General features: G+C 65.4%; 14 protein-coding genes and 1 tRNA gene. 9 read left to right on the forward strand and 6 right to left on the reverse strand.

The window, feature by feature from the left end:
- Positions 1–23 precede the first annotated feature (23 nt).
- Positions 24–203, forward strand: coding sequence for a hypothetical protein (locus EC839_RS14530; RefSeq protein WP_007162314.1), 180 nt, complete (start codon positions 24–26; stop codon positions 201–203).
- A gap of 348 nt (positions 204–551) precedes the next feature.
- Here the strand turns inward: EC839_RS14530 and EC839_RS14535 are convergent.
- Positions 552–639 (reverse strand) — tRNA-Ser (locus tag EC839_RS14535).
- Between the two features lie 127 nt (positions 640–766).
- Between EC839_RS14535 and EC839_RS14540 the strand changes: the two genes are divergently transcribed.
- The 7 genes from EC839_RS14540 (at position 767) to EC839_RS14570 (ending at position 4,895) form a co-directional block, all read left to right on the forward strand.
- The gene (locus EC839_RS14540) at positions 767–1,435 is read left to right on the forward strand and encodes a Bax inhibitor-1/YccA family protein (protein WP_007162313.1); all 669 of its coding nucleotides are present in this window, start codon (positions 767–769) and stop codon (positions 1,433–1,435) included.
- A gap of 49 nt (positions 1,436–1,484) precedes the next feature.
- Positions 1,485–1,880 carry a sulfurtransferase complex subunit TusD gene (gene tusD, locus EC839_RS14545; protein WP_007162312.1) on the forward strand — a complete coding sequence of 132 codons (396 nt, stop codon included), beginning with the start codon at positions 1,485–1,487 and terminating at the stop codon, positions 1,878–1,880.
- Position 1,881: 1 nt separating this feature from the next.
- Positions 1,882–2,238, forward strand: a complete 357-nt coding sequence (gene tusC / locus EC839_RS14550) for a sulfurtransferase complex subunit TusC (RefSeq protein WP_007162311.1) — start codon at positions 1,882–1,884, stop codon at positions 2,236–2,238.
- Positions 2,235–2,534, forward strand: a complete 300-nt coding sequence (gene tusB / locus EC839_RS14555; RefSeq protein WP_007162310.1) for a sulfurtransferase complex subunit TusB — start codon at positions 2,235–2,237, stop codon at positions 2,532–2,534. The genes tusC and tusB overlap by 4 nt, the downstream gene beginning before the upstream one ends.
- Positions 2,535–2,536: 2 nt before the next feature.
- A complete protein-coding gene (locus tag EC839_RS14560; protein ID WP_007162309.1) occupies positions 2,537–2,848 on the forward strand; it encodes a TusE/DsrC/DsvC family sulfur relay protein in 312 nt (103 codons plus the stop codon).
- Positions 2,845–3,828, forward strand: a complete 984-nt coding sequence (locus EC839_RS14565) for a glycosyl transferase family protein (RefSeq protein ID WP_007162308.1) — start codon at positions 2,845–2,847, stop codon at positions 3,826–3,828. Before EC839_RS14560 ends, EC839_RS14565 begins: the two co-directional genes overlap by 4 nt.
- A gap of 65 nt (positions 3,829–3,893) precedes the next feature.
- Complete coding sequence (locus EC839_RS14570) at positions 3,894–4,895, forward strand: glutathione S-transferase family protein (RefSeq protein ID WP_007162307.1); 1,002 nt, start codon at positions 3,894–3,896, stop codon at positions 4,893–4,895.
- Between the two features lie 3 nt (positions 4,896–4,898).
- Here the strand turns inward: EC839_RS14570 and cysG are convergent, their stop codons facing one another.
- The 5 genes from cysG to EC839_RS14595 are packed head-to-tail and all read right to left on the reverse strand — an operon-like array spanning position 4,899 to position 12,080.
- Complete coding sequence (cysG, locus tag EC839_RS14575; RefSeq protein WP_007162306.1) at positions 4,899–6,293, reverse strand: siroheme synthase CysG; 1,395 nt, start codon at positions 6,291–6,293, stop codon at positions 4,899–4,901.
- The gene (gene serS, locus EC839_RS14580; protein ID WP_007162305.1) at positions 6,293–7,570 is read right to left on the reverse strand and encodes a serine--tRNA ligase; all 1,278 of its coding nucleotides are present in this window, start codon (positions 7,568–7,570) and stop codon (positions 6,293–6,295) included. The genes cysG and serS overlap by 1 nt, the downstream gene beginning before the upstream one ends.
- Before the next feature lie 47 nt (positions 7,571–7,617).
- Positions 7,618–8,946 carry a replication-associated recombination protein A gene (locus EC839_RS14585; protein WP_007162304.1) on the reverse strand — a complete coding sequence of 443 codons (1,329 nt, stop codon included), beginning with the start codon at positions 8,944–8,946 and terminating at the stop codon, positions 7,618–7,620.
- Between the two features lie 9 nt (positions 8,947–8,955).
- Positions 8,956–9,579, reverse strand: a complete 624-nt coding sequence (gene lolA / locus EC839_RS14590) for an outer membrane lipoprotein chaperone LolA (protein WP_007162303.1) — start codon at positions 9,577–9,579, stop codon at positions 8,956–8,958.
- A 17-nt stretch (positions 9,580–9,596) separates the two neighbouring features.
- Complete coding sequence (locus EC839_RS14595; protein WP_007162302.1) at positions 9,597–12,080, reverse strand: DNA translocase FtsK; 2,484 nt, start codon at positions 12,078–12,080, stop codon at positions 9,597–9,599.
- 256 nt (positions 12,081–12,336) lie between these two features.
- Between EC839_RS14595 and aat the strand changes: the two genes are divergently transcribed.
- Positions 12,337–13,026: a leucyl/phenylalanyl-tRNA--protein transferase gene (aat, locus tag EC839_RS14600; protein ID WP_007162301.1), complete on the forward strand. Its 690-nt coding sequence runs from the start codon at positions 12,337–12,339 to the stop codon at positions 13,024–13,026.
- The last annotated feature ends 6 nt before the right edge of the window (positions 13,027–13,032 follow it).

Genomic DNA, 13,032 nt, shown 5'->3' on the forward strand with positions numbered 1-13,032 from the left:
TACCCGCCGTTAAGAAAGCCACCATGCGCGCCACCCTGTTCCTTCTGCCGCCGCATGAGGAAAACATTGACCGTCAGGCCGCCCAAGAGCTGGCGTGCGAACACCTGACCGCCGCTATTGAATGCCTGGTTCGCGCCGGCCTGTCCGATGCCGGCCTGGAAGTCATGCGCCTGGCCCACCAAGCAGAAGGCGCCACTGTATAGGCCGACCACCATACTGGCACGCCACCACCTGAAAGGGTCGTTACGAAAGTAGCGGCCCTTTTGCGTTTAGACGACGACATTAAATCGCACGCATAAAAAATCCCGCCTGAGCTAGATGCTTGGCGGGATTCCGAGGAGTAATCAACCCCTTGATTACAGCTGAATTATACCACTCAATTCCGAAAAGCAAAGCAGCCCCCAGGCGCTACCGTTCGTCGGGCGTCTCGGATAGTTAGCGAGTCTCGAAATCTGCCGGAATCGGCGCCTGATGAATCGGCGGAATGGTGGCGGGTAGGCCATAAATCCACCATGCGAAAGCCTCTACAACGGGACTTTGCGGGCAAGGGATGGCGGAAGCGCAGAGATTCGAACTCTGGGACCCTTGCGAGTCGGCGGTTTTCAAGACCGCTGCCTTAAACCACTCGGCCACACTTCCGTAAGAGGGGCGCATAGTACCTGATGGCAACACACTGTCAAACAGTCGCAAGCGATCCTTAAGCAACATTTGCTATCTTCGGGGTCGTACGGTACATCACACCGTTAATTTAGCTTTGGAGTACACCATGAACGAGCGTCAATACGCCTACAACCCTGCTATCGCGCAACCGCGGGACGTCAGCCGTGTATTGCGCAACACCTATGCCCTGCTGGCCATGACTCTGGCGTTCAGCGGCCTGGTCGCCTTCGTCTCGCAGCAGATGCGGCTGCCCTACCCCAACATCTTCGTGGTCCTGATCGGCTTCTATGGCCTGTTCTTCCTGACCGTGAAGACCCGCGACAGCGGCTGGGGTCTGGTCAGTACCTTCGCCCTCACCGGCTTCATGGGCTACACCCTGGGCCCGATCCTGAACATGTACCTGGGCCTGCCCAACGGTGGCAGCGTGATCGCCTCCGCTGCCGGCATGACCGCCCTTGCCTTCTTCGGCCTGTCGGCCTACGCCCTGATCAGCCGCAAGGACATGAGCTTCCTCAGTGGCTTTCTGATGGCGGGCTTCTGGATCCTGCTGGGCGCCGTGGTGCTGTCCTTCTTCGTCCAGATCAGCGGCCTGCAACTGGCCATCAGCGCGGGCTTCGTGCTGTTCGCCGCCGCGGCCATCCTGTTCCAGACCAGTGCCATCGTGCACGGTGGTGAAGACAACTACATCATGGCTACCATCACCCTGTACGTCTCGATCTACAATATGTTCATCAGCTTGCTGCAGATCTTCGGATTCGCCAGCAACAACGATTGATCACGAGCGGTAGCCCAAGAGGCCCGCTTCGGCGGGCCTTTTTACATCCATGAAATTTGCCATCGTTGTCCTTTCTCCACCCCAGGCGCCTTCGGCGCGTCGGGCCCTGCGCTTCTGCGAGGCGCTGCTGGCCGGGGGGCACGAGCTGTCGCGCCTCTTTCTCTACCGCGACGGCGTCCATAACGCCTCTCACGCCCTGGTCAGTGGCCAGGACGAATCCGATCTGCCCGCCCGTTGGCGCGAGCTGATCGAACGCCACCAGATCGACGCCGTGGTGTGCATCGCCGCCGCCCTCAAGCGCGGGCTGCTGGACGAGAACGAAGCGCGGCGCTACGAACGTGAGGGCGCGGTGAACGTGCGGGCGCCCTGGCAGCTGTCCGGCCTGGGCCAGTTGCACGAGGCGGTGCAGGACGCCGATCGCCTGCTCTGCTTTGGAGGCGACTAGCATGGCCAGGAGTACTCTCGTCATCTCCCGCCAACCGGCCCTGAGCGGCCCCGGTCCGCGCGAGGCGCTGGATATCGTACTGGCCGGTGGTGCCTTCGAATTGCCCCTGGCGCTGCTGTTCGCGGGTCCTGGCGTAACCCAGCTGCTGGCGGCCGACAGTGCAGCCATCGAGCAGAAGGACCTGAGCGCCAACCTCTCTGCGCTGCCGCTGTTCGGTGTCGAGGCCATCTACGCTGAAGCCGCCGCCCTACACCGCCTGGGCATCACGCCGGAGCAGTTGCCCGCCTGGGTGACTCCGCTGGAGCCCGAGGGGCTGATGGCGCTGATCCACGACCATGACCAGGTGATTTCCATTTGACTACCCTGCACCTGTTTTCCCGCTCGCCGCTACTGGACGCCGGTGCCCTGGACGGCCTGAGCTGGGTCCGCGGCGAGGACACCGTTCTGCTCACCGGCGCTGCCGTCGAGGCCCTGCGCCCTGGCAGCGCGGCGGCGGAGTTGTTGACGCAACTCCCGGCCGAGACGGCCCTCTATGCCCTGGCGGAAGACGTCCAGGCGCGTCGCCTGCAACCCGAGCGGGCCGTGCCCCTGATCGACTACCCCACCTTCGTCGACCTGAGCGTGAGCTGCGCCAAGGTCATCAGCTGGACCTAGCCATGCCTCTCGACCTCGACCCCGAAGGCTATCTGCGCGACCTCTCCCAGTGGAGTCCCGAAGTAGCCCAGCAATTGGCACTCAAGGAAGGCATCGAGCTGACCGAGCGCCACTGGCAGGTGCTGCAGGCGCTGCGTGACTTCTACGCACAATTCCAGCTTTCACCAGCCAACCGGCCGCTGATCAAGTACATTGCCCAGACGCTGGGCCCGGATCTGGGCACCAGTCTGCAGCTCAATCTGCTGTTCAAGGGCGCGCCGGCCAAGCTCGGCGCCAAACTGGCCGGCCTGCCGAAACCGGATAATTGCCTATGACCCTCACCACGCCCGAAGAACATCCCTTCGCCGTCTATGTCCGGGCCCTGGGCAAGGGCAAGCGCGGCGCCCGCAGTCTGACCGAGGCCGAGGCGGAAATGGCCATGGGCCTGATCCTCGACGGTCAGGTGACCGAAGCCCAGCTCGGCGCCTTTCTCATGCTGCTCAGACACAAGGAAGAGAGCGCCGAGGAACTGGCTGGCTTTACCCGCGCCGTCCGGGCGCGGCTGCAGCCGCCAGGTTTCGCCGTCGATCTCGACTGGCCGTCCTACGCGGGCAAGAAGCGTCACCTGCCCTGGTACCTGCTGGCGGTGAAATGCCTGGCCGGCAGTGGTGTGCGGGTGGTCATGCATGGCGGTGGTACCCACACCGCGGGCCGACTCTACACCGAACAGTGCCTGGCCGACCTGGGGATGCCGACCGCCACTGACTGGCAGGACGTCGGCGCCCTGCTCGATCGCGGTCAGCCGGCCTTCCTGCCGCTGGCCGCCTGGATGCCAGCCCTGCAGCGGATGATCGATCTCAAGGCCGAGCTCGGCCTGCGCTCGCCGATCCACTCCCTGGTCCGGCTGCTCAACCCCAGCCAGGCGCGCTGCATCCTGCAGAGCATCTTCCATCCGGGTTACCAGGAGGTGCACCGCGAGGCCAGTCGTCTGCTGGGTGATGACAGCATCGTCATCAAGGGCGAAGGCGGTGAAGTCGAGCGCAATCCCGATGTCATCGCCCACCTCTACGGCACCCGTGGCGGCGAAGCCTGGGACGAAAGCTGGCCGGCGCTGACGGAGCGTCGCCAGGTCAAGCCGGAGCGCCTTGATCCGGCCCTGCTCGCCGCCACCTGGCGGGGGGAAGCGGAAGACCCCTATGGGCGCCTGGCGGTCATCGCCACCCTGGCCGTGGCCCTGCGCGCCCTGGGCCAGGACCAGGCCAGCGCCCAGCGCGAAGCGGAGCAACGCTGGGAAGCGCGCGACCGGACGCTCTGACGTCGCCTCAGGAACCCGGAGCGGCTCCCCGGGTTCCTAACCGCAACGCAGCGGAGGATGACGATATGGGCTTGTTGGTCGATGGGCAGTGGCAGGACCGCTGGTACGACAATGGCAAGGATGGCCATTTCAAACGGGAAGAGGCCCAGCGTCGGGACTGGATCGCCCGCCCCGAGCAAGCCATTCCGCAAGGCGCCTCGCGCTATGCTCCGGAAGCCGGGCGCTACCACCTCTATGTGTCCCTGGCCTGTCCCTGGGCGCACCGCACCCTGATCTATCGCCAGCTCAAGGGCCTCAGGGACCTGATCGGCTTCTCGGTGGTCAGCTGGCTGATGCGCGAGGAAGGCTGGACCTTCGACCTGGCCAAGGGCTCCAGTGGTGACGACCTCTATCACCTCGAGCGTCTCTACCAGCTCTATCAGCGCGACCAGGCCGACTACACCGGCCGAGTTACCGTGCCGGTGCTCTGGGATCGCCAGGAGGAGCGCATCGTCAGCAACGAATCCGCCGAGATCATCCGCATGTTCAACGGCGCCTTCGACGAGCTGACCGGCAATCGCCTGGACCTCTACCCGGAGGCCCTGCGCGGGCGCATCGACGCCCTCAACGAGCGCATCTATCCGACGGTCAACAACGGCGTCTACCGGGCTGGCTTCGCTACCACCCAGGAGGCCTACGAAGAGGCCTTCGACGAGGTCTTCGCCACCCTCGACGACCTGGAAAAGCTGCTGCAGACCCAGCGCTATCTCACCGGCGAATGGCTGACGGAAGCCGATTGGCGCCTGTTCACCACCCTGATTCGCTTCGACGCCGTTTACCACGGCCACTTCAAATGCAACCTGCGGCGCATCCGGGACTATCCGGCGCTACAGGGCTGGCTGAGGGAGCTGTATCAGTGGCCGGGGATCGCCGAGACCGTGGACTTCGAGCACATCAAGCACCACTACTACGGCAGCCATGCGCAGATCAATCCGACCGGTATCGTGCCCAAGGGGCCGGCCCTGGAGCTGGATCTGCCCCATGGCCGCGAGGCCCTGAGCAGTGCCGGCATCCAGGGCGCGGTCTGAGTGTCAGACCGTCGTCTGGGCGCCTTCGAACCAGGCCAGCTTCTCGCGTAGTGCCACCACTTCGCCGACGATCACCAGCGTCGGCGCGTGGACCTCATGCTCGGCAACCAGCTGCGGCAGATCCTGCAGGGTACCGGTGAATACCCGCTGATTGAGCGTGGTGCCCTGTTGCACCAACGCCGCCGGCGTTGCCGGATCCTTGCCATGGGCGATGAGTTGCTCGCAGATGGTGGGCAGTCCCACCAGGCCCATGTAGAACACCAAGGTCTGCCCCGGCGCCACGAGATCGGTCCAGGGCAGATCGGCCGAGCCGTCCTTGAGATGGCCGGTGACGAAGCGCACCGACTGGGCATGGTCCCTGTGGGTCAGGGGAATGCCGGCATAGGCCGCACAGCCACTGGCCGCGGTGATGCCCGGCACCACCTGGAAGGGAATGCCTTCGGCCGCCAGCTCCTCGATCTCCTCGCCCCCGCGACCGAAGATGAAGGGATCGCCTCCCTTCAATCGCAGGACCCGCTTGCCCTCCCGGGCCAGCTTGACCAGCAGGCGATTGAGATCATCCTGCGGCACCGCATGCTCGGCGCGACGCTTGCCGACATAGATGCGATCGGCATCGCGCCGGCACATGTCGAGGATGGTTGGGGCCACCAGGCGGTCGTAGAGCACTACGTCGGCCTGCTGCATCAGCCGCAGGGCGCGGAAGGTCAGCAGATCCGGATCGCCGGGACCGGCGCCGACCAGATAGACCTCGCCGCGAAAGGTGGCGGTCTCGCTGGTCAGCTTGGCTTCCAGCAGCTGTTCGGCCGCCTGGGGCTGGCCGGAAAAGACCTTTTCCGCGACCTCGCCCTGGAACACCTCTTCCCAGAAGATCCGCCGCGCCTGCAGATCGGCGAAGCGCGTCTTCACCCGGGCGCGAAAGCGCTGGGCCAGTTGCGCCAGCTGCCCGTAGGTCGCCGGGATCCAGCTCTCCAGCTTGGCCCGCACCAGGCGCGCCAGCACCGGGGCGTCACCGCCGCTGGAGATGGCGATCACCAGGGGCGAGCGATCGACGATGGCCGGGAAGATCACGGTGCACAGCTTCGGCGCATCCACCGCGTTGACCGGCAGGCCCAGGGCCTGGGCGTCGTGGGACACCCTCTCGTTGACCTCGTCATCGTCGGTGGCCGCGATCACCAGGCAATGCCCGGCGAGATGGTCCGCCGCATAGCGCTCGACCCGGCAACTGCCGCCCCGCGCCTCGACGAAGGCGCGTACCTCCGGCTCGATCTCCGGCGCCACCAGGGTGATGAGCGCGCCGGCTTCGGCCAGCAGCACGCTCTTGCGCAGGGCGATATCGCCCCCGCCGATCACCAGTACCGGACGGCCGTCGAGCTTGTGGAAGAGCGGCAGGTAGTCCATCAGCCGATGACCTCGAGGCCACCCATGTAGGGCTTGAGGACGTCGGGAACGCGGATGCTGCCATCCGCCTGCTGATAGTTCTCCAGCACGGCGACCAGGGTACGACCCACGGCCAGGCCGGAGCCGTTGAGGGTATGCACCAGCTCGGGCTTGCCCTCGGCATTGCGATAGCGGGCCTGCATGCGGCGCGCCTGGAAGTCACCGCAGTTGGAGCAGGACGAGATCTCGCGATACTTGCCCTGGCTCGGCACCCAGACTTCCAGGTCGTAGGTCTTGGTGGCGCCGAAGCCCATGTCGCCGGTGCACAGCGACAGCACCCGGTAGGGGAGCTCCAGGCGCTGCAGTACGGTTTCGGCGTGGCCGGTCAGCTCTTCCAGGGCCTGGAAGGAGGTGCTCGGCTCGACGATATGGACCATCTCCACCTTGTCGAACTGGTGCTGACGGATCATGCCGCGGGTGTCGCGCCCCGAGGCCCCGGCTTCGCTGCGGAAGCAGGGGGTATGGGCGGTGAACTTGAGCGGCAGACGCTTGGCGTCGAGGATCTGGCCGGCGACCAGGTTGGTCAGGGTGACCTCGGCGGTGGGGATCAGGTAGAGATCGCTCTCGCCTTCGCGGCCGATCTTGAACAGGTCTTCCTCGAACTTGGGCAACTGACCGGTACCCTGCAGGGTTTCGGCCTGCACCAGGTAGGGCGTATAGGTCTCTTCGTAGCCGTGCTCGCCGGTGTGCAGGTTGAGCATGAACTGCGCCAAGGCGCGGTGCAGACGGGCGATGGCGCCACGCATCACGGCGAAGCGGGCGCCGGAGAAACGCGCAGCGGTCTCGAAGTCCAGCCAGCCGTGGGTCTCGCCCAAGGCGACGTGATCCTTGATCTCGAAGTCGAACTCACGCGGCGTGCCCCAGCGACGGACCTCGACGTTGTCGTCTTCGTCCTTGCCGACCGGTACCGAGGCATCGGGCAGGTTGGGCAGGCCCAGCAGCAGGGCATCCAGCTCACCCTGGACCAGATCCAGCTCGCGCTTGGCTTCTTCCAGTTCGCTACCCATGCGATCGACCTCTGCCAGCAGCGGCGCGATGTCTTCACCGCGCGCCTTGGCCTGGCCGATCCCCTTGGAGCGGGCATTGCGCTCGGCCTGCAGGGTCTCGGTGCGGGTCTGCACGGCCTTGCGACGAGCTTCCAGCGACTCCACCAGGCTGACGTCCAAGACGTAGCCACGGGTCGCCAGACGTGCGGCCACCTCCTCGGTTTGGGTGCGAACCAGTTTCGAATCAAGCATGTCCGTTTCTCTTGCTTAGGAATGGGGGCAACGGCGCGGGCGGGGGGTCAGGAACGCCGCCGGCGCTGGCGCGGGCTGGACCGGTCGAGGTCCGCCAGGTGCTGCAGTTTATCGCGGATCTTCAGCTCCAGCCCACGGGGAACCGGCTCATAGTAGCGGCGCGGCTCGAGCTCTTCGGGAAAGTAGTCCTCGCCCGCGGCATAGGCCTCAGGCTCATCGTGGGCATAGCGGTATTCGTCGCCGTAGCCAAGATTCTTCATCAGCTTGGTCGGCGCGTTGCGCAGGTGCAGTGGCACCTCGCGCGAGCCGTTCTGGCGCACATCGGCCAGGGCGGCCTTGTAGCCCAGGTAGACGGCATTGCTCTTGGGCGCGCAGGCCAGATAGACGATCGCCTGGGCGATGGCCAGCTCGCCTTCCGGACTGCCCAGGCGCTCCTGGACATCCCAGGCGTCCAGGCACAGGCTCAGGGCGCGCGGATCGGCGTTGCCGATGTCTTCGCTCGCCATGCGCACCACTCGCCGGGCGATGTACAGCGCATCGCAGCCACCGTCGATCATCCGCGCGAACCAGTAGAGGGCACCATCGGGATTCGAGCCGCGCACCGATTTGTGCAGCGCGGAGATCTGGTCGTAGAAGGCCTCGCCACCCTTGTCGAAGCGCCGGCGCTGATCGCCCAGCAGACTCTGGAACAGCTCGGCATCCAGGACACCACCGTCCTCGGCCAGGTCCGCGGCGTTTTCCAGCAGGTTGAGCAGTCGGCGGCCATCGCCATCGGCGGCGGCCAGCAGCAGCGCCAGGGCGTCGTCGGGCAGACTCAGCCGGCGTTCGCCCAGGCCCTTGGCGCTGGTCAGGGCGCGGCGTGCCAGGCCGCCGAGGGCCTCGTCGTCCAGGCTCTTGAGCACATAGACCCGCGCTCGCGAGAGCAGCGCGTTGTTGAGTTCGAAGGAGGGATTCTCGGTGGTCGCCCCGATAAAGATCAGGGTGCCATCCTCGACATAGGGCAGAAAGGCGTCCTGCTGCGACTTGTTGAAGCGATGCACCTCGTCGACGAAGAGGATGGTGCGGCGGCGATACTGGGCGGCCTGCTGCTTGGCCACCTCCACCGCGTGGCGGATCTCCTTGACCCCGGAGAGCACCGCTGAGAGCGTTTCGAAATGGGCATCGGAGACCTGCGCCAGCAGCCGCGCCAGGGTGGTCTTGCCCACCCCGGGCGGCCCCCAGAAGATCATCGAATGCAGCGCACCCTGCTCAAGCGCCTCGCGCAGGGGCTTGCCCCGCGCCAGCAGGTGCTGCTGACCCGCGTATTCATCGAGGGTCTCGGGACGCATGCGGGCAGCCAAGGGCTGCCCGACGGGTGCGGTGCTGAAGAGATCCATGGGGTGCGATCACTCCTGGATGACGTCGGCTCCCTTGGGCACCTGGAAGGTGAACTGGGACGCGGCCACCGGCTCGTTGAGCTTGACGTTGAAGAAGAGGATGTTGGTTCGCTGACCGGCACCGTCGATCAACTGCATGTCGTTGATCACGCCGTTGCGGAACGACAGCCGCAGGCTGTCGAACAGGGTGTCCTTGGTCTTGGGCTTGAGCACGAAGTCGACGACGTTGCCGGCGTCCTTGCTGGTGACGTCGAAGCTGCTTTCGATCTTGGAGATGTCGCCCGACAGGAGCAGCGCCGGCGTCTGGGTCAGGCGCAGGTCCAGCTTGCGAATGGTGACCTGCTCCAGGTCCGGGTCGTACAGCCAGACCTGCTTGCCATCGGACACCAGCAGCTGCTCCTGGGGGGCATCGGAATGCCAGCGGAACAGCCCGGGACGCTTGAGGCTCATGTTGCCGGCGGTTTCCTGCAGGCGGGTACCCGAGCCATCCAGCGTCAGTTGCGAAAAGCGCGCGGTCAGGGTCTGGGCCTTGTCCAGCAGTTGCGACAGGCGACCCACCGACGCCTGGTCGGCATGGGCGGAAAAGCTTACGGCGGCCAGGGCGGCCAGGGCGAAGCAACGCAGCTTGTGCATCGAGGTCCTCATGGATGTCAGTCTCTCACCGGAGCAGGCGCTGTGACCTCACGCGAGCCGTTGGTGTTCATGGGCGATACGACACCGGCCATTTCCATGGTTTCGATCATGCGTGCCGCCCGGTTGTAACCGATCTTGAGCTTGCGCTGGACCGCGGAGATGGAAGCCCGGCGACTCTCGGTAACGAAGCGCACCGCTTCGTCGTAGAGCGGATCGTCCTCGTCGCTCTCGCCGCCTTCGCCACCACCCCCCTCGAAGCCTGCCCCGCCGCCCTCGTCCGGGCCGCTGAGGATGTCTTCGATGTAGTCGGGGGCGCCGCGCTCCTTCCAGGCCTCGACCACGCGATGGACCTCGTCGTCGGACACGAAGGCGCCGTGGACGCGAATCGGCAGGCCGGTACCCGGCGGCAGATAGAGCATGTCACCGTGACCAAGCAGCTGTTCGGCGCCGCCCTGGTCGAGAATGGTCCGGGAGTCGATCTTGCTCGACACCTGGAAGGCCATCCGCGTCGGGATGTTGGCCTTGATCAGACCGGTGATGACGTCCACCGATGGACGCTGGGTGGCCAGGATCAGGTGGATGCCGGCCGCTCGCGCCTTCTGCGCGATCCGCGCGATCAGCTCTTCGACCTTCTTGCCGACGATCATCATCATGTCGGCGAATTCGTCCACCACCACCACGATGGTCGGCAGGGTCTTCAGCAGCGGCGCCTCGTCGTCCATGCTCTCGCGACGATAGAGCGGATCGGTCAGCGGAGTGCCCGCTTCCTCGGCGTCCTTCACCTTGCGGTTGAAGCCGGCCAGGTTACGCACGCCCATGGCCGCCATCAGCTTGTAGCGCCGCTCCATCTCCGCCACGCTCCACCGCAGAGCGTTGGCGGCTTCCTTCATGTCGGTGACCACCGGACAGAGCAGGTGCGGAATGCCCTCGTAGATCGAGAGTTCCAGCATCTTGGGATCGATCATGATCAGCCGCGCGTCTTCCGGGCTGGACTTGAACAGGATCGACAGCAGCATGGCGTTCACGCCTACCGACTTACCGGAGCCGGTGGTACCGGCGACCAGCAGGTGCGGCATCTTGGCCAGGTCGGTGATGACCGGCTTGCCGCCGATGTCGTGACCCAGGGCCAGGGTGACGGGCGACTTGGCCGCGGCGTACTCGGGCGATTCGAGCACCTCGGAGAACCGCACCATCTGGCGATCCTCGTTGGGAATCTCGATACCCACGGTGGTCTTGCCGGGAATGACTTCCACCACCCGGACGCTGAACACGGCGAGGGAGCGCGCCAGGTCCTTGGCCAGGTTGGAGATGCGACTGACCTTGACCCCGGCCGCCGGCTGGATCTCGAAGCGGGTGATCACCGGGCCGGGATGGACGCTCTCCACCAGCACCTCGACGCCGAACTCCTTGAGCTTGACCTCCAGCAGGCGCGACATGTTTTCGAGGAATTCCGGCGAGTAGCTCTGCTGTTTCTTCTCGGCGCGATCCAGAATCGACAGCGGCGGCAGGGTGCCCTCCAGGTCCGCATCGACACGGGTGACGGCGGCTGCCGGCGCATAAGGCGCAGGGGCTGGCGCCGGCGCAGCCTTGCGCGGCGGCGGGCTGGGCATGGCCACGCTGGCAGCCGCCGCGACGGGCGTGGCAGCTACAGGCACGGGCTCCGCCGGCTCGGCAACGAAGCGACTGGGCGCCGGCATTTCGATGCGCGGCGCGGCGCGCTCGACCCGTGGCGGGGGCGCGATGTCGAGAAGGTCGTCGAGGTCTTCGTCGGCAACCGGAACCGGCACGTCGCGCGCCTTGCTCTTGCGGGCGACGGGTTGCGACACTGGCTCGTCGAAGACGTCCAGCTCCGGCGCCTGACGACGACCGCCGGCCAGGCGGCTGAAGCCCCCCTGCACCAGATCCAGCAGGTCGAGCACGACCTTGCCGGTGAAATCCATCACCTTGAACCAGGACAGGTCGGTAAAGACGGTGAGCCCCAGCAGGAACAGCGCGAGGAACAGCAGCGTGCTGCCCTGGACATTGAGGGCGGCGACCGACAGCTGCCCGAGGCTCTCGCCCAGCGCGCCGCCGGCGGACGCCGGCAGCGCCGAAGCCGCATGGAAATGGATATAGGCCAGTACCGAACCCGAGATCACCAGCAGTACCAGGCCGGTCAGCCGCCAGGAAAACAGCCAGCCGCTCCATTCCCAGGGCAGATGCCGCTTGCGGAAGATCTGCCAGGTCTTGACGGCGAGCAGTACGGGAAACACAAAGGCGAAATAGCCGAGCGCCATGAACAGCACGTCGGCCAGCCAGGCGCCGGCGCGGCCCGCGGTGTTATGGACCTGATCGATGCGACTGGTGTGGGTCCAGCCCGGATCGGAGGGGTCGTAGCTCAGCAGAGCCATGAGCAGATACAGGCACAAGGCGGCCAGTGCGATGAGCACCACCTCCTTGAGACGATAATGCAGATGCTCACGCCATTGGTTGACGTGGCTGACAGAACTGGATTGCTTCAAGCGCGCTTTTCCCGCACACGGAACGTGTGACCGTGAATCAAAAACAGTGCGCCATTCTAGATCGCCCGGGCCCTGCTTCTACAGTCCCACGGCGAAACATGGCACGATAGCGGCCGGCCGTACCGGAACCGCCTTCAGGCACAACATTGGAGCATTCTTTCGTTGTCCTGACAAAGAGTTATGACGATTTCTTGAGCTTGTTACGCACAAGCGGCACAGCTTCGGCTCCACCCATCAGAAGGCGCCCTCCCCTACCATGGTGAAATGGCTGACCCGCGAAAGCCCTGACTTTCCGCCACTGCAGCAGGCGCTACGCGAACCCAACGGCCTGCTGGCCATCGGCGGCGACCTGAGTGCGGCGCGCCTGATCAGCGCCTATCGACATGGCTGCTTTCCCTGGTACCAGGCCGGCCAGCCCCTGCTCTGGTGGTCGCCGGATCCGCGGACGGTGCTTTTTCCGCCGGATCTGCACGTCTCTCGCAGCCTGGCCAAGACTCTGCGCAAGACGCCGCTGCGGGTCACCTACGACCAGGCGTTCGAGCGGGTGATCCTAGCCTGCGCCGGTCCGCGCCGCGATGCGGACGGCACCTGGATCACCGCGGAGATGCGTCAGGCATACCAGCAACTGCACACCCAGGGCTGGGCCCACTCCGTGGAGGTCTGGGACGGCAACCAGCTCGTCGGCGGCCTCTATGGCATCGCCATGGGCAAGCTGTTCTTCGGCGAATCCATGTTCAGCCACGTCGACAACGCCTCCAAGATCGGCTTCGTGACCCTGGTCCGGGACCTGGCGGCCTGGGGCTTCGTGATGATCGACTGCCAGATGCAAACCGCACATCTGCAGAGTCTCGGCGCGAGCTGTCTCTCTCGGGAACGCTTTGCCGAATACCTGGCCAAATACCTGGATCAGGCCAGCATGGCCGCCTGGCCTACCTCCTGCGGGTGACTTACA

Origin of the sequence: Pseudomonas sp. JUb52 (genome assembly GCF_004341115.1) — a bacterium.
Lineage (GTDB): Bacteria > Pseudomonadota > Gammaproteobacteria > Pseudomonadales > Pseudomonadaceae > Chryseomonas > Chryseomonas oryzihabitans.

Excerpts from the sequence above, each read along its gene's own strand:
- lolA (WP_007162303.1), bottom strand. The coding sequence starts at position 9,579 with ATGCACAAGCTGCGTTGCTTCGCCCTGGCCGCCCTGGCCGCCGTAAGC.
- EC839_RS14560 (WP_007162309.1), top strand. The coding sequence starts at position 2,537 with ATGCCTCTCGACCTCGACCCCGAAGGCTATCTGCGCGACCTCTCCCAG.
- cysG (WP_007162306.1), bottom strand. The coding sequence starts at position 6,293 with ATGGACTACCTGCCGCTCTTCCACAAGCTCGACGGCCGTCCGGTACTG.
- EC839_RS14565 (WP_007162308.1), top strand. The coding sequence starts at position 2,845 with ATGACCCTCACCACGCCCGAAGAACATCCCTTCGCCGTCTATGTCCGG.
- serS (WP_007162305.1), bottom strand. The coding sequence starts at position 7,570 with ATGCTTGATTCGAAACTGGTTCGCACCCAAACCGAGGAGGTGGCCGCA.
- EC839_RS14585 (WP_007162304.1), bottom strand. The coding sequence starts at position 8,946 with ATGGATCTCTTCAGCACCGCACCCGTCGGGCAGCCCTTGGCTGCCCGC.
- aat (WP_007162301.1), top strand. The coding sequence starts at position 12,337 with ATGGTGAAATGGCTGACCCGCGAAAGCCCTGACTTTCCGCCACTGCAG.
- tusC (WP_007162311.1), top strand. The coding sequence starts at position 1,882 with ATGGCCAGGAGTACTCTCGTCATCTCCCGCCAACCGGCCCTGAGCGGC.
- tusD (WP_007162312.1), top strand. The coding sequence starts at position 1,485 with ATGAAATTTGCCATCGTTGTCCTTTCTCCACCCCAGGCGCCTTCGGCG.
- EC839_RS14540 (WP_007162313.1), top strand. The coding sequence starts at position 767 with ATGAACGAGCGTCAATACGCCTACAACCCTGCTATCGCGCAACCGCGG.
- EC839_RS14530 (WP_007162314.1), top strand. The coding sequence starts at position 24 with ATGCGCGCCACCCTGTTCCTTCTGCCGCCGCATGAGGAAAACATTGAC.
- EC839_RS14570 (WP_007162307.1), top strand. The coding sequence starts at position 3,894 with ATGGGCTTGTTGGTCGATGGGCAGTGGCAGGACCGCTGGTACGACAAT.